Genomic DNA, 19,478 nt, shown 5'->3' with positions numbered 1-19,478 from the left:
CGCCTGACAGGGCAACGAGCAGTTTGTCAGGCGACCGTTTCACTGATGGGTTGATCACGCCTGGTCCTTCGGTGGCTTGATGCACGCCAGCAACCAGGCCACCACCGCACAGACCATCAACGTCCCACCCAGTGTCTGCCCCCAGGCAGCCAGCATCAATCCGACACCGATCAACAGGTAATACAGCAAACCGAACAGCGCGCCGGCCGTACCCAATCGATCACCATAGTTGACCAGCGCCGAACCGAGGATGTTCGGGATTGCCATGCCGAAGGCCAGCACCACCAACACCATCGCCAGCACGAACAGCGCAGTGTCTTCCATCAGCCAGACAAAACTGGCGCCAACCAATGTCAGTGATCCCGCCACCTGTATGAGTTGCGCACTACTCAACCCGCGCTGCAGCAGCCGTTTATTGAGCCCGGCTCCCAGACCGGATCCCAGGGCGAGAACGACGCCACTGTACCCGAACATTTTCGCACTCAGCCCCAGCCGCTCAAACATGAACGGAGCCAGGCTGTAGTAGCTGAACAAGCCAATGTTGAAGACCGCTACCAATAACGTCGAACGCCATATGTCGCGGTCTCGCAGCATTTGCCACAACGTCTCGAACAGCGCGGGCGACGCCACATGCTGTGGTCGGGTTTCCGGTAAAACCCGCAGGCACCAGAACCACAGTCCAATGGATAGCAGCAAAAGCCCTCCCGGCACGCCTGGATATCCGAAGCCATGCACCAGGCTTGCTCCGGTGAACAAGCCAATGGCCGGGCTGGCGGCCAGCGCGATGCCCATGACCGAAAACACCTGAGCGAGTGCCGCCCCCTTGAAGCGGTCGCGCAACACGGTTTGCGTAACGACCGAGCCTACCGCAGCGCCGAACGCGGCCACGCCCTGGCCGGCTAACAGGGCATTGAACGTGCTTGCGCTGAGCGCCATCAACGAAGCTGCAGCGTACAGGGCCAACCCCGCAAGCATCGTTGGACGACGCCCGATCAGGTCGCACATCCGGCCCCATACCACCACGCCGAACGCGAACGCCAGGAAGTACACAGAAAGCAATTGCGCCAATGCCTGCGGCCCAACGCCGAAGACTCGGCCAATGTCTACCAGCGCCGGGCTGTAAATGGATTGCGCCAACTGTGGAAACATCAACAACGCGACCGCCAATACGACGATTTTTTTATCATTCATCACGACTTCACTCTCGAAAGAAACTGCCGTGCAGCTTAAGAAGTCGTAACTGTCGTAGTATCAGGATCCTGCCGACTTATCTCTGAAATCGGACAAACCATGGCTTGGCTCGACGCCCACGCGTCTTTTGATCCTGACAGCTTCAATGCACCGGTTGTCGGCATCGCCGCCGCCCTCGGCGATCACGATTCGGGCATGCATCAACATCAACGCGGGCAATTGCTGTTTACCCGTCAGGGCTGTACGCGCATCACCCTGGCCGAGCAATTGTGCCTGCTGCCACCCTCGCGCGCGGCCTGGATTCCTTGCGGTGTGGCCCATCGCGCCGTGATGCAACAGAGCGTCGATTACCGTTCCATTTACCTGAGCCCCGCGTTGTGCGCAGACCTGCCGCAGCGGGTCTGCGTGATTGAAGTCAATCCGTTGCTGAGGGCGGTGCTGGAGTCGATCGCCCACGCAGATTTCGACACAGCTTGGCAGCAGGGAAAGTACGTGCATTTGTTGGGGCTGTGCCTGAGCGAAATTCGTGACGCGGCCCGACAACCCATGCTGCTCCCGCTGCCGTCGGACAAACGCCTGGCACCACTTCTCGCGACCATCGAAAAGCTGCCGCCGAAACTTCAGTCACTGCAAGAGCAGATAGGTGCCAGCGGCCGCACCATCGGCCGAATCTTCCAACGTGAAACCGGCATGAGTTATCAGCAATGGCGCCAACAATGGCGCCTGATGCGCGCCATTGAATTGCTCACGACCGGACGAAACATCGGTTTCAGTGCTTTCGAGTTGGGATTTTCCAGCGACAGTGCCTTCATCGCGTTCTTCAAGGACATGACTGGCATCACTCCCGGTGACTGGCTGAAATAAGACCTGACGACCGGCAGCACAAACCAATTGCAACAATATATTACCTACGTCATATTACGTCCGTAATAACAGGCCGATTTCACAGGTACCCTTTCATGACCAGCATGCCCACCGTTGAACCTGACCTGGCTGCCCCGCTGACCACCACCAAACCTCCAATGCTCAAACGCCTGCTCCTGTCGACATTAGGCATCGCGGCGGTGGTGCTGGTTGGCGCATACGCCGCGCACTGGTGGACGACTGGCCGTTTCATCGAGGAAACCGACGACGCCTACATCGGCGGCGACGTAACGGTGATCGGGTCGAAGGTCGCCGGTTACATTGACGAAGTGCTGGTGACCGACAACCAGAAGGTCAAGGCTGGCGACGTGTTGATTCGTCTGGATTCGCGCGATTACCGCGCCAACCTGGCCAAGGCCGAAGGCGCGGTAGCGGCTGAAGAAGCCTTGCTCGCCAATCTCGACGCCACCGAGCAACTGCAACAGGCGGTGATCGGCCAGGCCCGCGCCGGCATTGATGCCGCCGGGGCCGAAACTGCGCGTTCGCGGGATGACGATGCGCGCTACAAACGCCTGGTCACCACCAGCGCCGTGTCGGTGGAAAGTGCGCAACGGGCGAACGCCACGTTCAAGACCGCCCAGGCCCAAAGCAGTCGCGCCCAGGCCGAACTGCTGGCGGCGCAACGGCAGTTGAACGTGATCGCCACACAGAAACAACAGGCCCGCGCCGCGTTGATTCAAGCCAAGGCCGAGCGTGATCTGGCGCAGTTGAACGTTGGCTATACCGAATTGAAAGCCCCGGTGGACGGCGTGATCGGCAATCGCCGGGCGCGGGTCGGCGCCTACGCTCAGGCCGGATCGCAACTGCTGTCGGTGGTGCCATCCAGCGGTTTGTGGGTCGATGCCAATTTCAAGGAAGACCAACTGGCGCGCATGGTGCCGGGGCAACGGGTGGTGATTCACGCCGACGTACTCTATGGCCAGGAATTCCATGGTTACCTCGACAGCCTCGCACCGGCCAGCGGTTCGCAATTCAGCGTGCTGCCACCGGAAAACGCCACCGGCAATTTCACCAAGATCGTGCAGCGGGTGCCGGTACGAATTCACCTCGACCCGGCCGACAGCGTGCTTGGTCACCTGCGTCCGGGTCTGTCGGTGACCGCTGAAGTCGACACGCGCAAGGAGCCTGAAACCACAGCCGTGGCCAGCGCGCCATGAGCCGCGCCCTCGCCGCCCCGGCGCAACCGTTCAATGCCGCGAACATGGCGACGGCGACCAAGGTCTTCGCCTTCGCCAGCATGTGCATCGGCATGTTCATCGCGCTGCTGGATATCCAGATCGTCTCGGCGTCGCTGCGTGACATTGGCGGCGGGCTGTCCGCCGGTACCGACGAAACCGCATGGGTGCAAACCAGTTACCTGATCGCCGAGATCATCGTGATTCCACTGTCTGGCTGGCTCTCGCGAGTGTTTTCGACGCGCTGGCTATTTTGCGCCTCAGCCGTGGGTTTCACCTTGACCAGCCTGCTCTGCGGCGCGGCCTGGAACATCCAGAGCATGATCGCTTTTCGCGCGTTGCAAGGCTTTCTCGGCGGCTCGATGATCCCGATGGTGTTCACCACGGCGTTCGTTTTCTTCACCGGCAAGCAACGGGTGATCGCCGCCGCCACCATCGGCGCAGTGGCCTCATTGGCGCCGACTCTCGGGCCGGTGATCGGTGGCTGGATCACCGACATTTCGTCCTGGCACTGGCTGTTCTACATCAACCTCGTCCCCGGCATTTTCGTCGCGGTGGCCGTGCCGATGCTAGTGAAGATCGATCAACCGGAACTGTCGCTGCTCAAAGGCGCCGACTATATAAGCATGGTGTTCCTGGCGCTGTTCCTCGGCTGCCTGGAATACACCCTCGAAGAAGGTCCACGCTGGAACTGGTTCAGCGACAGCACAATTCTGACCACCGCGTGGATCAGTGGCTTGTCGGGCCTGGCGTTTATTGGTCGGACGCTGCACGTGGCCAACCCGATCGTCGATTTGCGCGCCTTGAAGGACCGCAACTTCGCCCTCGGCTGTTTCTTCTCGTTCGTCACCGGCATCGGCCTGTTCGCCACCATTTACCTGACGCCGCTGTTTCTCGGCCGGGTTCGCGGTTACGGCGCGCTGGACATTGGTCTGGCGGTTTTCTCCACCGGTGTGTTCCAGATCATGGCGATTCCGCTGTACGCCTTTCTGGCCAACCGCGTCGACCTGCGCTGGATCATGATGACCGGCCTTGGCCTGTTCGCGTTATCGATGTGGGATTTCAGCCCGATCACCCATGACTGGGGGGCCAAGGAATTGATGCTGCCGCAGGCCTTGCGCGGGATTGCCCAGCAACTGGCGGTGCCGCCGGCCGTGACATTGACCCTCGGCGGCCTCGCACCGTCGCGGCTCAAGCATGCTTCAGGGTTATTCAATCTGATGCGAAACCTGGGCGGCGCCATCGGCATCGCCGTGTGCGCGACCATTCTCAACGATCGCACCAACCTGCATTTCACCCGGTTGGCGGAAAACCTCAACAGCACCAACGAGGCGCTCAACCAATGGCTGTCCCAGGTCGGCAACAACTTCGCCGCCCTGGGCCAGACCGGCGATATCGGCGTGACGGCCAGCCTGCATCAGCTCTGGCTGTTGACCTACCGCGAAGCGCAGACGCAAACCTACGGCGACGCGTTCCTGATGATCGGGGTGTGCTTCGTCATCGCCACGGCCATGGTGCCCTTGATGCGCAAGGTGCAACCACCGGCCGCGCCGAGTGCCGATGCGCATTGAGGCTCGGCACGCGTGCTGAATAATCAGGCTTGAGGCGTTTTGCGGAAGCCGACGGCCAGACGGTTCCAGCTGTTGATGGTGCTGATGGCTACGGTCAGGTCGACCATTTCCTTGGGCGAGAACTGGGCGGCGACCACTTCGTAGTCTTCGTCCGGGGCGTGAGTCAGGCTCAGTTGGGTCAAGGATTCGGTCCACAGCAGCGCGGCGCGTTCACGGTCAGTGAAGAACGGCGCCTCGCGCCAGGCCGTTACGGCGAACAGGCGACGCGGGGTTTCGCCACCCTTGATCGCGTCGGCGGTGTGCATGTCGATGCAGAACGCGCAGCCGTTGATTTGCGAGGCACGCAGCTTGACCAGTTCGATCAGGTTCTTTTCCAGCGGCAACTTGGAAACGGCAGTTTCCAGGGCAATCATGGCTTTCAGGGCGTCAGGGCTGGCGGTGTAGAAATCGATGCGCGGTTGCATTACGTGCTCCAGGGCAAGTGGGTGTGTCACTACGTTAGTCTCATGGGCGGATTGCACAAATAGCCAATTCCTCAGAAGTCGAGGAGGCCACCGACATCTTCCCTGAAAAAAGTTCCAAATGAGAATTGCCATCACTCGGTCCGGGCCACTAGAATGCGATCAATTCTTAATTGCACTCACGCAGGATGCCCGAGTCGAGTATCTGCCCGCCATGTCGTTTGCCGATCAGCCTCTGAACCAGCAAGTCCACACCCTTTACAGCGAACATCACGGTTGGCTGCAAGGTTGGCTGCACCGCAAACTGGGTAACCGTTGTGATGCGGCCGACCTGGCCCACGATACGTTCCTGCGCCTGTTGACGCGCCAGGTGGTCAAACCGCTGGGCTGCGAACCGCGGGCGTTGCTGACGCACATTGCCAAGGGCCTGGTGATTGACCGCTGGCGGCGCCAGGACATCGAGCACGCGTATCTGGAAACCATCGCGTACCTGCCGGTGGCTGAAGTGCCGTCGCCGGAAACCCGTCTGCTGATCCTCGAAACCCTGTGGCGCATCGAAGCGTTGCTACGGGAACTACCGGCCGCGACCCGCGATACGTTCCTGCTGTCGCAGATCGAAGGCCTGACTTATGCACAGATCGCCACTCGGCTGAATGTCTCGCTGATTACCGTCAAGCGCCACATGCGTGCGGCGTTCATTGCCTGCTTGAGTGTCGCTTGATGAATTCGTCGATGATCAACCCGCAGATTCTCGGCGAAGCCGCCGATTGGCTGGTGCAGTTGCATTCCGGCACCGCAACACCGGCCGATCACCAAGCTATCGTCCAGTGGCGCAGCCGCAGCCTTGAGCATGCCCAAGCCTGGCAACGGGCCGAAGTGTTGCTTGGCGAATTTCGCAGCGTGCCGGCCAGCCTTGCGATACAAACTCTGCAGCGGGCGGCGCGCAAAGAAGGGCTTAGTCGCCGCCAGATGCTTACCCGTCTGGGCTTGCTGCTATTGGCAGGCCCCGTGGGCATCGCCTCGCAACATCTACCCTGGCAACAGTGGACCGCCGATCAACGCACCGCCGTGGGTGAACAGAAAAGCCTGCAATTGCCCGATGGCAGCCAATTGCTGCTCAACACCGACAGCGCCGTGGATATCGCCTTCAACCCACGGGAGCGACGTGTCATGTTGCTTAACGGCGAGATGCTGGTCAGCACGACAACAGACTCCACGGCACGCCCCTTCATCGTCGAAACGCCTCAGGGCACTGCCCGCGCGCTGGGCACGCGGTTTTGCGTGCGCACTGAAGGCTCCACAAGCCGGGTGTCGGTTCTGGAGGGCCAAGTGGTTGTCACGCCACAATTGCTGCAACAGAGCACGACGCTCAATGCCGGCGAGCGCCAGCGCTTCAAACTGACCCGTTTCGACGCCCCGGAACACTTCGACATTGCGACAATCTCCTGGGACAAGGGCATGCTGCTGGCCAACAACATGCGCCTGGATGAACTGCTGGGCGAACTGAGCCGCTACCGGTCGGGCGTATTGCGTTGCCACCCGGACGTCGCGGCGCTGCGGGTGTCGGGGGCGTTTTCCCTGCGTGACACCGACGCCAGTCTGCGCCTGCTCAGCGATACCCTGCCGCTGAACATCAGCCGCATGACCCGCTACTGGTTGTCGGTAGAACCGAGGGTCTGACGCGGTCAGTCGTTGATGTTCAAGCATTCGTTTTTGCGCATTGCCCTGGGCTGCGCGGCGCTGCTGCCGATCCACGGCCATGCGGCAGACATCGTTAGCGCCAGTCGCAACATTGTTATCGAGCCGGGCTTGCTCAGTCAGGTACTGGCGCAATTTGCCGTTCAGGCAGGCGTGCCGTTGTCGTTCGACCCGGCATTACTGGGCAACCGCCAGAGCCCGGGCCTGCACGGCAACTTCAGTGTGCAATCGGGTTTTCAGCACTTGCTCGATGGCAGCGGCTTCGTCCTGATCAGCACCCGCGACAACGGCTTCACCTTGAAGCCTGAAGACGCCGCCAGCCCGGCGCTGGAACTGGACACGACCAACGTCAGTGCCTTGGGCAACGACAGCCCGGACACCTACGGCGGCGGACAGCTCGCCCGCGATGCACAGATCGGCATGCTCGGTCATCAGGCATTGAACGACCTGCCCTTCAGCGTCACCAGCTACACCGCCAAAACCATCGCCGACCAACAGGCCCGGACCGTCGGCGATGTGCTGCTCAATGACGCGTCGGTGCGACAGTCTGCCGGTTTCGGCAATTTTTCCCAGGTGTTCATCATTCGCGGCCTGTCGCTGGCCTCCGATGATATTTCCTTCAACGGCCTGTATGGCGTCCTGCCGCGCCAGATCATCGCCACCGAAGCCTTGGAACGGGTCGAGTTGTTCAAGGGACCGAACGCCTTTATCAACGGGGTGACGCCCAGCGGCAGCGGCGTCGGTGGCGGCGTCAACGTGCAACCCAAACGTGCCGGCGACACGCCGACGCGCAGCATCACCCTCGATTACAGCAGCGACGCCCGCATCGGCGGGCACCTCGACCTCGGCCAGCGTTTCGGCGAAGACAACCGGTTGGGTGCGCGACTCAACTTGCTGCAACGCGAGGGCGATACCGCCGTCGATGATGAAAACCAGCGTTCATCGCTGATCAGCCTGGGCCTGGATTATCGCGGCGAGCGTCTGCGCCTCTCCACCGATCTGGGCTACCAGAAGCAGGTGATCAATCAGGGGCGCGCGGTGGTTTATGTCGATTCCACCTTGAACAAGGTACCCAAGGTGCCCGACGCCAATGCCGCCTATTCTCAGAGCTGGAGTTACTCGCAACTGGAGGACTCGTTCGGCATGGCCCGCGCCGAATATGACCTGAGCGAAACCTGGACGGCCTATGTCGCGGGCGGTGCCAAACACACCCGCGAAAACGGTGTGTATTCATCGCTGACCGTCACCGACCTTGATGGCAACGCCCGTGGCGGCATGCTCTACCCGCCCCACGATGAGGACAATCAAAGCCTGATGACCGGCCTCAACGGTCGCCTTCAAACCGGCCCGATCAGTCATCAACTGAGCCTCGGGCTGGCCGGCATCTGGGGCGAGCAGCGTTCGGCCTTCGAAACCATCGGCAGCACCGGGCGCTACAGCACCAACCTCTACAACATCGCTGAACAACCGCGACCTGCGGCCACTTCGTTCGGCAGCGATATTCACGACCCGCGCGTCGTGGGCAAGAATACCCTGCGCAGCGGCGCCATCGCCGACACCCTCGGATTCTTCGACGACCGCGTCTTGCTGACCCTCGGTGCGCGTCGCCAGTCGTTGAAAGTCGATGGCTGGAGCACCACTTCCGGCGCCCGCACGTCCAGTCATGACGCGTCGATCACCACCCCGGTTTTCGGTCTGGTGATCAACCCATGGGAATATGTTTCGTTCTACGCCAACCGCATCGAAGGCCTGGCCAAAGGCCCAACGCCACCGACCACTTCACTCAACCGCGACGACACTTTTGCCCCTGTACGAAGCAAGCAAATCGAAGCCGGCGTACGCCTGGACATGGGCAGCTACGGCGCGAACCTGGGGGCGTACCGCATCGAGCAACCGTCGAACTACACCCAGGACGGGATCTTCCGGGTCGACGGCCAGCAACTGAACAAAGGCATTGAGCTCAACGCCTACGGCGAACCGCTCGACGGCCTGCGCCTGCTCAGCGGCGCAACCGTGATGAAGACTGAAATCGAAGGCAGTGCCAACGGCGTCAACGACGGCAACCGCGCCGTCGGCGTGCCGGGGCTTGAAGGTGCGGCACTCAGTGCAAGAATGCTGCGCACGGGTGGGCAATACCTCGATGCCGCCAACACCCAAAGCATTCCGGCGTGGAGTCGCTTCGATCTGGGTGCGCGGTATGTCTTCGGATTCGATGACCGGGACGTCACGCTGCGCGCCAATCTCGAGAATGTCGCCAATGAGGCCTATTGGGCCTCTGCCAATGGCGGGTATCTGACCCAGGGGACACCGCGGACGTTGAAGGTTTCGGTGACGGTGGATTTTTGATTCAGCCCGAAATTTGCGCCGCGGCTTATGCCGTCATCGCGAGCAGGCTCACTCCCACATTGAATCTGCGTCGCTCACAAATCCCTTGTAGGAGCTAGCCTGCTAGCGATCCGCGCAGCGGCCATTCACCGCTAAGCCCGCTTGAGCAACCACTGCAAAAACCCTTTCTTGCGCACCACCACCGGCTCTTCCTGAATCAGCGCCTGCACTTTGTGCAAGCGGAAATCCAGCAAGGTTTTCATCGCGTCGTTGATGTCGTGACGGGCATCCAGGCACGGTTTCAGGTAGTCCTTTTCGATGCGGTAAAGCGTGCAAAAGGTCTTCGCGGCAAATTCGGCGGCCGATGAGGTGTCGGTCAGGATACCGGCCTCGCCGATCACTTCCCCCGGCCCCATGCGCCCGGTTTCGATGAGTGCACCGTGGATGTTCAGCGTCACCGAAACCACCCCGGACTCGATGATGAACAAGTGATGGCTGACCTCCCCCGCCGCCAGGATCGTCTCCCCGGCGCGGAAGGTTTGCAGGTTCATGTTCTGGCTGAAGGTTTCTTTCTCTTCCTGGCGCAAGGTCGAGAAAATCGGCGAACTGTCGAGCAACGCCCGTGGCTTTGAACAATCGCTCTCTGGATTGGGCTCCACACTCGACAGCAAATTGATCCCCGATGCGTGCAAGTGCCGATACGCCAGATCGAACAATTGATTACGCACCGTGCGCTTCTCGCTCATCGACGCGACAAACCCGCTGATTTCATACTCCGCGCCAGCGGCGCTGGAGCTTTTCAATGCCACTTTCGGGCCGGGCACGCTCAACAGAATGCGGCAGCCCTGCATCGCCCGCTCAAGGGCATCGATCACGGTTTGCGGACGGACATGGGGGCTGACCTGCAAACTGATGGAAAGGCCGAACATGTCGCTGGGGCGGCTGAAGTTGGTGATCTTGGCCTTGGCCGCCAGCGAGTTGGGGATCACGATCATGCTGCCCTGGGAAGTCTGCAGCCGCGTGGCACGCCAATCGATGTCGATGACTCGGCCTTCGGTGCCGTCGATGGCGATCCAGTCATCCAGTTGATAGGGCTTGGTGGTATTGAGGACGATCCCGGAAAACACGTCGCTGAGAGTGCTTTGCAACGCGAGGCCGACAATGATCGCCAAGGCGCCGGACGTGGCCAGAACGCCTTTGACCGGCAGATCGAGCACATAGGCCAGGGCCGCAATAACGGCGATCAGGAATATCACCGCCCCGAGCAAGTCTTGCAGCAATCGCCCGGTGTGCCCGACCCGTTGCATCATCACGGCACCGATCGTCACCGTCAGGGTGCGCGCAGCGAACAGCCACCAGGTGATTTGCAAACCAGTCGCCGCCAGGTGCAACGGAACGTTGTCCACCCACGGTGCCGGCACCATCGGGTTCATGCCTTCGTTGAACAACAGAACGCTGTACAGCGAAAAAATCACCAGCCGTGCAAGCAGTTTCCAGTTGTGGTGGCTGGCATCGATCAAGCGCCACAACACCAGATCGATCAGGATCAGGATCAAGGCGCAGATCAGCGGGTGTTCAGCGAGCAACGACAGCATCAAGCAGCTCCAGCAAGAGTCATTAACGCAAATATCGCACACATTGTAGGAGCTGCCGCAGGCTGCGATCTTTTGATCTCGATTTTTAGCAGTTTGAAATATGCCAAAAGATCAAAATCAAAAGATCGCAGCCTGCGGCAGCTCCTACGGAAGGCAATTTACGCCAAAATTACTTGCTGTTGGTCAGCGTGCTATAGCTGGTCATCAGGTTGCGGTAAGCCGGGATGTGGTCGGAGAACAACGCGCCCAACCCCTCGACATCGTTGCGCCAGTCTCGGTGCAGTTCACAGGCCAGGCCGATTGAAAGTCGACTTGAAGTACCCGCTTAACGTTCGGAATCCAGCTTTTCGTGCTCGTTCGCCACTTGCTGAGCCTTGAGATAGCTCTCGATCAGCAATTGATAATGCGGCATGGCCTGGGCGTAGACGGCGGCCCACTGCTCGGCGTCCGGACGGTTCCACGAGCCTTGCAGCTCAGAGAGCGTAGCCATGATGTCGATCGGCACCACGCCGGCCTGGGCCAAACGGGCAACTGTCAGATCTGTGGCCAGTTTCGAGTGGTTGCCGGAAGCGTCGACCACGGCAAACACTTTGTAGCCTTCGTGCACCGCCGCGATGGACGGGAACGCCAGGCAAACGCTGGTCAGCGTACCGGCGATCACCAGGGTTTTCTTGCCGGTAGCTTTGACCGCGGCGTGAAATTCCGGGTTGTCCCAGGCGTTGATCTCACCTTTGCGCGCCACGTACTGCGCATGCGGTGCAGCTTCATGAATCTCTGGAATCAGCGGCCCGTTCGGCCCTTGCGGTACGGAAGCGGTGGTGATCACCGGCATCTTCAGCAGGGTCGCGGCTTTGGCCAGTGCGATGGCATTGGCGCGCAGTTGTGGCACGTCCATGTCCTTGACGATCTGGAACAGTCCGCTCTGATGGTCGATCAACAGCATCGCGGCGTCGTTGGGGTCGATGGTCGGTTTCTGACCATTGAAGTTGGCAGCATTGACGGTGTTCATGAGCGTTTCCTCTTTACTGACAGGCAACAGCCATCCCTGGCCCGAAAACCGGCCTACGCGTCCTGTGTAGAGCGGGTTGTTGAAGCGAAACGGTTTAACCGTGCATCTGGCCGAAGCGGCCGGACTGGAAGTCGGCGAACGCCTGGTGGATTTCTTGCTCGGTGTTCATCACGAACGGGCCGTGGCCGACGATCGGTTCGTCGATCGGTTCGCCGCTGAGCAACAGCACCACTGCGTCCTTGCTGGCTTCAAGGGTCAACTGATCACCCTTGCGATCGAGCAGGGCCAACTGCCCTTCACGCACCGATTCCAGACCATTGACCTGAACCGCACCGCGCAAGACCACCAGTGCGGTATTACGCCCTTCATGCAGATCCAGGGTGAGCAACTTGCCGGCATTCAGGCGCAGGTCCCAGACGTCAATCGGCGTGAAGGTCCGCGCCGGTCCTTTGCGGCCGTCGAACTCACCGGCGATCAGGCGCAGGCTGCCGGCGTTGTCTTGCAGGGCGATGTCCGGAATGTCGCCATCGAGAATCGTCTGGTATCCGGCGTCGGCCATTTTGTGTTTGGCCGGCAGGTTGACCCACAACTGGACCATTTCCAGGGTGCCGCCGCTCTTGGCGAAACCTTCGGAGTGGAACTCTTCGTGGAGAATTCCCGAGGCGGCGGTCATCCATTGCACGTCGCCAGGCCCGATCTTGCCGCCACTGCCAGTGGAATCGCGGTGTTCCAGTTCGCCCTTGTAAACGATAGTCACAGTTTCGAAGCCACGGTGCGGATGCTGACCAACGCCACGCCGTTCGGTAGTCGGGGTGAATTCAGCGGGGCCGGCGTGATCGAGCAGCAGGAACGGGCTGATGTGTTTACCCAGGTTGTCGTAGGAAAACAGCGTGCGAACCGGAAAACCGTCGCCAACCCAATGACCACGAGGACTGGTGTAGATACCGATGATGTTTTTCATGGTGTCTCCTGATGAAGTGAGTGAAGCCATGGACAAAGCTTAAAACCGTGGCCTTTGCTGCGCTAGAATGCAAAAATCAGCCTTAGCGTTCTATCTGGAGAACGATGGTGGAAGACCTCAACACCCTCTATTACTTCACCCAAGTGGTGGAACATCACGGTTTCGCAGCGGCCGGGCGCGCGCTGGACATGCCCAAGTCCAAGCTCAGCCGACGCATCGCCGAGCTCGAAGAACGCCTGGGCGTACGCCTGCTCAATCGCACCAGCCGCCATTGCTCGCTGACCGAAATCGGCCAGGCGTATTACCAGCGTTGCCTGGCCATGCGCGTGGAAGCGGAAAGCGCCGCTGAACTGATCGAACGCAACCGCTCCGAACCCCAAGGCCTGGTGCGCATCAGTTGCCCGACGGCGCTGCTCCACACCTGGGTCGGGCCGATGCTGACCCGCTACATGCTCAAGTACCCGTTGGTGGAGTTGTTCATCGAGAGCACCAACCGCCGGGTCGACCTGATTCATGAAGGTTTTGATATCGCCCTGCGGGTGCGTTTTCCGCCGCTGGAAAATACCGACATGGTGATGAAGGTATTGGGCAACAGCACCCAGAGTGTCGTCGGCAGTCCGGCGTTCGCCGAACGCCTGTCGACACCGCCGTCGCCGGCAGACCTGAGCGGCATGCCGAGCCTGCATTGGGGCGCGGCGCAACGTGAGTATCAGTGGGAACTGTTCGGCGCCGAGGGCAGCACCGCGTTGATCCGGCACGCGCCGAGGATGGTTACCGATGACCTCTTGGCCCTGCGCCATGCGGCCGTCGCCGGGGTCGGCATCGTGCACCTGCCCAGCGTGGTGGTACGCGATGAAATCGCTACCGGGCAATTGGTTGAACTGGTGCCGGGTTGGGCGCCGAAAAGCGGCATCATCCACGCGATTTTCCCGTCGCGCAGAGGGTTGCTGCCGTCGGTGCGCAGCTTGATCGACTTTCTCGGAGAGGAATTCAGTCACAGCGATATCGCTTGAGGCCGGCGACACATGGGGCTGGCGAAGTTTTTATTTCGGACATAATATCGCCAAGGATTACAACCATAATATCCGTTCCCGCCGAGGACTTGATCTCATGCAAAGCCCAACCCGCGACGCCACGCTCGCCCAATGGATCGCTCAGGAGCAGGCCATGCGCGCCCGCCTCGCCGGGCCTGGCAGTTTGTCCATGGCCGAAGTCAGCGCCCTGACGCCCGCCGAGTTTTTCGAGGGCATCGGCGACGGCAAACTGCCCTCCCCGCCGATTGGCGCACTGATGGATTTCATTCCGATCGAATGGTCGGCCGGCGTGTTCATTTTCCAGGGCACACCCGATTCACGTCATTACAACCCGCTGGGCACGGTGCACGGAGGGTACGCCGCGACACTGCTGGATTCGTGCATGGGCTGCGCGATTCATACGCAGCTGAAAAAAGGCCAGGGCTACACCACGCTGGATCTGCGCATCAGTTATGTCCGCGCCTTGAACAGCGCCAGCGGACCGGTGCGGGCCGAGGGCAAGATTGTTCATCTGGGCCGTTCTACGGCGTTGGCCGAGGGGCGGATTTATGATGTGGATGGGCGGCTGTATGCGACGGGGTCGACGACTTGCATGATTCTTGAGGCGCGGGGGTAAGGCTCCAGAACCGTGGTGCTGCCTTCGCGAGCAAGCCCGCTCCCACATTTGATCTTCAGTGAACACGGGGTTTGTGTCCCATACAGATTAAATGTGGGAGCGGGCTTGCTCGCGAAGAGGACCTTTCAACACCGACACCTTACCGACATACGGCCGATTCTTGACTTGCGGTAAACATTGCTTTGCCAATCCAGCGGTTTTTCCCACGAATGCAGGCGCGGATACTCACGCCCATTCCCACTGCAACCTCTGGAGTCATTCATGTCTATCCCCGCATTCGGCCTGGGTACGTTTCGCTTGCAAGGCCAGGTAGTCATTGATTCGGTCAGCACCGGCCTGGAGCTGGGCTACCGGGCCATCGACACCGCGCAAATCTACGAGAACGAAGCCGAAGTCGGCGAAGCCATCGCCGCCAGTGGCGTTGCCCGTGAAAACCTGTTCATCACCAGCAAGATCTGGGTCGCCAACTTCGCCAAGGATCGCCTGATCGAAAGCCTCAAGGAAAGCCTGCAAAAACTGCAGACCGACTACCTGGACCTGACCCTGATCCACTGGCCGTCGCCGGAAGACCAGGTGCCGGTCGAGGAATTCATGGGTGCCTTGCTCGAAGCCAAGCGCCTGGGCCTGACCCGGCAGATCGGTGTGTCGAACTTCACCGTCGACCTGATGAAACAAGCGATCGCCGCCGTCGGTGCCGAAAACATCGCCACCAACCAGATCGAACTGCACCCGTACCTGCAGAACCGCAAGGTGGTCGAGTTCGCACAAAGCCAAGGCATCCGGATCACGTCCTACATGACCCTGGCCTACGGCGAAGTGCTCAAGGACCCGGTCATCGCGAAGATCGCCGATCGCCTTCAATCGACCCCGGCGCAAGTCACCCTGGCCTGGGCCATGCAACTGGGTTACGCGGTGATTCCGTCGTCGACCAAACGCGCCAATCTCGCCAGCAACCTCAAGGCCTGCGCCATGAAATTGAGCGACGCCGACATGGCATTGATCGCCAGCCTGGAACGCGGCCATCGCCTGACCAGCCCGAAAGGTATCGCACCGGCCTGGGACTGATCTTCAGCCCTGCTCAAGACGTTGGTCCAGGCGCGTCATGGCCTGATGCAACTGATCGACGGCGGCGTCGATCAGTGCCGCATCGCCCTCGCCGCAGGCATATTCCAGCTGTTCGCAACAATCCACCAGCGCCCGCGCCCGGATCATCTGCGCCCCACCCTTGATACGGTGCGCCAGATCCTGCAAGCCGTGGCTATTGCCGCTGGCATGCTCGTGCAGCAGGCGTTCGCGATCATCGCGATTGGTCGCCGCCACATCACGCAACAGTTGCAGGATCAGCTCGCTGTCGGCACCCGCGAACTGCTGCAACCCGCTTAAATCGATTTCGGCGCTGGATGGCGCTTCGCTGGAAAATCGCGCGGCCAACCATGCGCTCAGGTCGACCAGTCGAATCGGTTTGAACAGGCAATCGTCCATGCCCGCTTCAATGCAGCGGATTTTTTCTTCGGGTTGTGCGTTGGCGGTGAAGCCCAGAATTACCGTCGGTTGCTCCACGCCAAACCGTTCCTCATCGCGAATCGCACCCGCCAGTTCATAACCGCTGAGCACCGGCATGTTGCAATCGGTGATGACCAGATCGAAGGCCTGTTCGCGCCATTGCTCGAACCCTTGCCGGCCGTCCTCGGCGAGCAGTACGCAGTGCCCCAGATAACTCAGCTGCCGCGAAAGCAACAACCGGTTGGCTGGATAATCGTCCACCACCAGTATCGTCAGTGGCCGGGTTTTTTCCTGTGAGTTGCTCGGCAACACTTCAGTGGCGGGCAAAGGGTGCAACGCCACCAGTTCAAGGGTGATGTCCAACCGGGTGCCGCGCCCCAGATCGCTGTCGAGCTGCAGCTGGCCGCCCATCATTTCGCACAGCGTGCGGCTGATCACCAGTCCGAGCCCGGAACCCTGGCGGCCCGATTGCGGGTTGTTTCCGGCCTGTTCGAACGGGCTGAACAGTCGTTGCTGGTCAAAGGCGCTGATGCCGATGCCGCTGTCCTCGATATGCACGCTGACCGCGAGGCGCTCCGGTGACACGGGCTCGACCAACAGTTTCAGGCTGACTTCTCCCTTGTCGGTGAACTTGATGGCATTGCTCAGCAGATTGGACAGCACCTGCTTGAAACGCGTGGGATCGATCAGCACATCGCGGTCACTGTGCGCATCCATTTCAACCCGCCACTGCAAGTTTTTCTGCCGGGCCAGGCCTTCAAAGACCCGGCACACCGACACCACCAACGAGTGCAGATTGGCCCGCTCCGGCGACAGCGACAGATGCCCGGACTCGATACGGGCGATGTCCAGAATGTCGCCGATCAAGGCCAGCAACTGTTGCCCGGCATTTGATGCCACCTCGATCGCCGCCCGGTCGGTCACGCCCTCATCCGCCCGTTTCAGCGCCAGCTCGAGCATGCCGATCAGGGCATTCATCGGCGTGCGGATCTCATGGCTCATGGTTGCCAGGAATGTGGTTTTGGCCCGATTGGCATCGTCAGCGGCGTCCTTGGCTTCCTGCAATTGGGCGAGCAATTGCTGGCGCTGACGGATCTGCCGACGCTGCCAGGCGATCCACGCCACGGCAAGCAAGAGCAAGGCGCCAACAACCGCGAATGCCTGGAAAATGCTCTGTCGATGACGCAGCCAATAGCTCTGCTCCACCATCAGGTCATTGCGCCAAGGCAGTATCAGCTCGTCGATTTCTTCGGGAGGGATACTCAGCAATGCCTTGTCCAGGATCGAATGCAGCTCGGTGGCATCGCGACTGGTCGCCAGGGTACTGCGCGCAGGGTCAGTGCCCACCGTACTGCTGACCTGGAGGCGATCACGGTATTGCCGGGAAATCAGGTAACGGGCACTGATCAAGGAATTGATGCTGCCTTGTGCCTTGCCTTGGGCGACCATTTCCATGGCATCCGCCGACAATGGCGCATCTATAAACCGGATCGATGGAAAGTGTTGGCGAATGAACTCGCCGCCAATATTGCCCTGGGTCAGCGCCAGGGTTTTTCCGGCCAGGTCATCCAGAGTCTTGAGGCTGTCCGGCCCCAGGCGCGTCACCAGTACGGTCGGGCTGGTCAGAATCGCCCGGGTAAACAGCAAGTCCTCTTCGCGCCGGGAGCTGAGGCCAATGCCGGCCAGCACATCCACCTCACCGCTCTTGATCGCCTTCATCATCTCGGCCACTGACTGCATCGAGCGGATGTCGAATTGCAGGCCGGTGCGCAGACTGATTTTCGCCAACACATCCACACCGATGCCGCGAAACTTGCCTTCACTGTCGATGAACGTGATCGGCGGGATGTTCTCGTTGATCGCCACACTGACGCGCGGGTGCCGGTCGAGCCAACGCTGTTCGGCCACGCTCAATTGCAATGACTGCGTGCCCGGCATGGAAACTCCGCTCGCCCCCCATCGCCGCAGAATGTTCATCTGCTCATTGGCCGTTATCGCCGACAGGGCCTTGTTGACGATGCGCAGCAACGCCGGGTTGTCACGGGCCATGGCAAAGGCGAAGCGACCGGACTCCAGAGGCGAAAAGTCCGCCAGTTGTACGTTGTTCAGGTAGTTTTTACTGATCAGGTAATGGGCGCTGATCGCATCGCCCAGATAGACGTCCGCCTGCCCGAAAGCCACGGCCCCCACGGCCCCCAGCGTCGACGGAAACAGTTCGACCTGCGCCCGGGGGTAGAATTTCTGCACGTTTTGTTCAGGCAAGTAGTGATACAACATCGCCAGGCGTTTGCCGGCCAGCGTCGGGTCCAGCGTTTGCGGCGACCCCATGCGCGTCACCAGCACCGGTTGATCGACCGCATAGGCGCTGGACATCTGCAGTTGCGGATCTTGTGCCTCATAACTGTTGGCCGTCCCCAGCAGATCCGCCGCCCCTTGCTTGAGCGCCCGGACGGCCTCGCCTCGCGACGCATAGCGCTGGACGTCGACCTCCACCTGCAACAGTTGCTTGAGCAGCCCGGCGTAGTCCGCCGTCACCCCTTCGAGCGCATAACCTGTAGTGGTGATGTCGAAGGGGGGATAGTCCGGAGCAGAGACGGCCAGCACCAACCTGCCCTTTTGCTGCAGCCAGCGAGCGTCTGCCTCCGACAGCCTGACAGTCGCCCTGTCCTCGTAAGAGCGCCCCAGCAATGTCAGGGCTTGCGGCTCGGCGCAAACACTCGCCCCCCATAGTCCAAGCCCCAGCAATAGCAGGCTGTTGAGGCAGTTCAGGCGGAGAAAGGTGTTCATTCAGATCAAATGATTGCGACGGGCAAGATCCCGCAGATGCACCGACGACTCGACGTTGAGCTTTTCGGTCAAACGGGTTTTGTACGTGCTGACGGTCTTGTGGCTCAAATGCATGATTTCAGCAATGGCCTTGTTGCTGATGCCTCGGGCCAGGTGCTGGAAGATCGTCAATTCGCGGTCCGACAGGTTGTCGATCAGCTGCTTTTCGCTGCGCTGCAATGTGCTCATCGACACCGAACTCGACGGGAGACGGGTGAAATACGTGTATCCGCCCATCACGGCGTGCACCGCCTTGTGCAGATGCTGCAAATCGTTGGTCTTGGCGACGTAGGCCGAAGCACCGGCGCGCATGCAGCGATCCTGATAGAACATCGGCTCCTGGGAGGTGAAAACCACGACACGACACGGCACCTCTCCCCCCTTGATCCGGGCCAGCACGTCCAGCCCGTCAAGGGACGGTATGTTCAAGTCCAGCACCACCAGTTCCGGTTTGTGCTCACGGATCATCGGCAAGACTTCATTACCGCTGGAAGCTTCGTAAATGCGTTTGTAACCCTCAAGCTTGAGGACGATTTTGACTGCGCCGCGAATCACCGGATGATCGTCCACAATCAGCACTGACTTCATG

The 19,478-nt window shown here is 60.4% G+C and carries 16 protein-coding genes and 1 pseudogene; 9 read left to right on the top strand and 8 right to left on the bottom strand.

The features are described 5' to 3' along the window. Positions 1-54: 54 nt before the first annotated feature. On the bottom strand, positions 55-1,191 hold the full coding sequence (locus ACM110_RS20205; RefSeq protein ID WP_416129157.1) for an MFS transporter: 1,137 nt from the start codon (positions 1,189-1,191) through the stop codon (positions 55-57). Positions 1,192-1,290: 99 nt separating this feature from the next. Here ACM110_RS20205 and ACM110_RS20200 point away from each other — a divergent pair, with 99 nt between their 5' ends. The 3 genes from ACM110_RS20200 to ACM110_RS20190 all read left to right on the top strand — a co-directional run bounded on the left by ACM110_RS20200 (position 1,291) and on the right by ACM110_RS20190 (position 4,861). Continuing rightward, on the top strand, positions 1,291-2,055 hold the full coding sequence (locus tag ACM110_RS20200; protein ID WP_416129156.1) for an AraC family transcriptional regulator: 765 nt from the start codon (positions 1,291-1,293) through the stop codon (positions 2,053-2,055). Positions 2,056-2,150: 95 nt separating this feature from the next. Further along, on the top strand, positions 2,151-3,272 hold the full coding sequence (locus tag ACM110_RS20195; RefSeq protein WP_416129155.1) for an HlyD family secretion protein: 1,122 nt from the start codon (positions 2,151-2,153) through the stop codon (positions 3,270-3,272). Next, positions 3,269-4,861: a DHA2 family efflux MFS transporter permease subunit gene (locus ACM110_RS20190; protein ID WP_416129154.1), complete on the top strand. Its 1,593-nt coding sequence runs from the start codon at positions 3,269-3,271 to the stop codon at positions 4,859-4,861. The genes ACM110_RS20195 and ACM110_RS20190 overlap by 4 nt, the downstream gene beginning before the upstream one ends. A gap of 23 nt (positions 4,862-4,884) precedes the next feature. Here ACM110_RS20190 and ACM110_RS20185 read toward each other — a convergent pair whose 3' ends face one another. Then, positions 4,885-5,325, bottom strand: a complete 441-nt coding sequence (locus ACM110_RS20185; protein ID WP_416129153.1) for a carboxymuconolactone decarboxylase family protein — start codon at positions 5,323-5,325, stop codon at positions 4,885-4,887. A gap of 211 nt (positions 5,326-5,536) precedes the next feature. On the opposite strand from ACM110_RS20185, the gene ACM110_RS20180 reads away from it, so the two are divergent. The 3 genes from ACM110_RS20180 to ACM110_RS20170 are packed head-to-tail and all read left to right on the top strand — an operon-like array spanning position 5,537 to position 9,366. Next, on the top strand, positions 5,537-6,043 hold the full coding sequence (locus ACM110_RS20180) for a sigma-70 family RNA polymerase sigma factor (RefSeq protein WP_416129152.1): 507 nt from the start codon (positions 5,537-5,539) through the stop codon (positions 6,041-6,043). Then, positions 6,043-7,002 (top strand): FecR domain-containing protein, encoded by a 960-nt coding sequence (locus ACM110_RS20175; RefSeq protein WP_416129151.1) that lies wholly within the window; start codon positions 6,043-6,045, stop codon positions 7,000-7,002. The genes ACM110_RS20180 and ACM110_RS20175 overlap by 1 nt, the downstream gene beginning before the upstream one ends. Positions 7,003-7,017: 15 nt before the next feature. Beyond that, positions 7,018-9,366 (top strand): TonB-dependent siderophore receptor, encoded by a 2,349-nt coding sequence (locus ACM110_RS20170; RefSeq protein WP_416129150.1) that lies wholly within the window; start codon positions 7,018-7,020, stop codon positions 9,364-9,366. Between the two features lie 131 nt (positions 9,367-9,497). Here ACM110_RS20170 and ACM110_RS20165 read toward each other — a convergent pair whose 3' ends face one another. The 4 genes and pseudogenes from ACM110_RS20165 to ACM110_RS20150 all read right to left on the bottom strand — a co-directional run bounded on the left by ACM110_RS20165 (position 9,498) and on the right by ACM110_RS20150 (position 12,910). Continuing rightward, positions 9,498-10,940 (bottom strand): mechanosensitive ion channel domain-containing protein, encoded by a 1,443-nt coding sequence (locus ACM110_RS20165; protein WP_416129149.1) that lies wholly within the window; start codon positions 10,938-10,940, stop codon positions 9,498-9,500. Between the two features lie 169 nt (positions 10,941-11,109). Continuing rightward, a pseudogene (locus tag ACM110_RS20160) lies at positions 11,110-11,241 on the bottom strand (hydrolase); the annotation flags it as partial. Positions 11,242-11,265: 24 nt separating this feature from the next. Next, positions 11,266-11,949, bottom strand: coding sequence for an isochorismatase family protein (locus ACM110_RS20155; RefSeq protein ID WP_416129148.1), 684 nt, complete (start codon positions 11,947-11,949; stop codon positions 11,266-11,268). Positions 11,950-12,043: 94 nt separating this feature from the next. After that, a complete protein-coding gene (locus tag ACM110_RS20150) occupies positions 12,044-12,910 on the bottom strand; it encodes a pirin family protein (protein ID WP_416129147.1) in 867 nt (288 codons plus the stop codon). Between the two features lie 104 nt (positions 12,911-13,014). Here ACM110_RS20150 and ACM110_RS20145 point away from each other — a divergent pair, with 104 nt between their 5' ends. The 3 genes from ACM110_RS20145 to dkgB all read left to right on the top strand — a co-directional run bounded on the left by ACM110_RS20145 (position 13,015) and on the right by dkgB (position 15,625). Then, positions 13,015-13,923: a LysR family transcriptional regulator gene (locus ACM110_RS20145; RefSeq protein WP_416129146.1), complete on the top strand. Its 909-nt coding sequence runs from the start codon at positions 13,015-13,017 to the stop codon at positions 13,921-13,923. Positions 13,924-14,020: 97 nt separating this feature from the next. Continuing rightward, a complete protein-coding gene (locus ACM110_RS20140) occupies positions 14,021-14,560 on the top strand; it encodes a PaaI family thioesterase (protein ID WP_416129145.1) in 540 nt (179 codons plus the stop codon). A gap of 261 nt (positions 14,561-14,821) precedes the next feature. Continuing rightward, on the top strand, positions 14,822-15,625 hold the full coding sequence (gene dkgB, locus ACM110_RS20135) for a 2,5-didehydrogluconate reductase DkgB (protein ID WP_416129144.1): 804 nt from the start codon (positions 14,822-14,824) through the stop codon (positions 15,623-15,625). Between the two features lie 3 nt (positions 15,626-15,628). Here dkgB and ACM110_RS20130 read toward each other — a convergent pair whose 3' ends face one another. Further along, positions 15,629-18,850 (bottom strand): transporter substrate-binding domain-containing protein, encoded by a 3,222-nt coding sequence (locus ACM110_RS20130; protein ID WP_416129143.1) that lies wholly within the window; start codon positions 18,848-18,850, stop codon positions 15,629-15,631. Next, positions 18,851-19,477 (bottom strand): response regulator, encoded by a 627-nt coding sequence (locus ACM110_RS20125; protein ID WP_416129142.1) that lies wholly within the window; start codon positions 19,475-19,477, stop codon positions 18,851-18,853. Position 19,478 lies beyond the last annotated feature (1 nt).

It is taken from the genome of Pseudomonas sp. NFX98 (genome assembly GCF_047784845.1).
GTDB lineage: Bacteria > Pseudomonadota > Gammaproteobacteria > Pseudomonadales > Pseudomonadaceae > Aquipseudomonas.
This window is presented reverse-complemented; position numbering and strand designations above follow the sequence as displayed.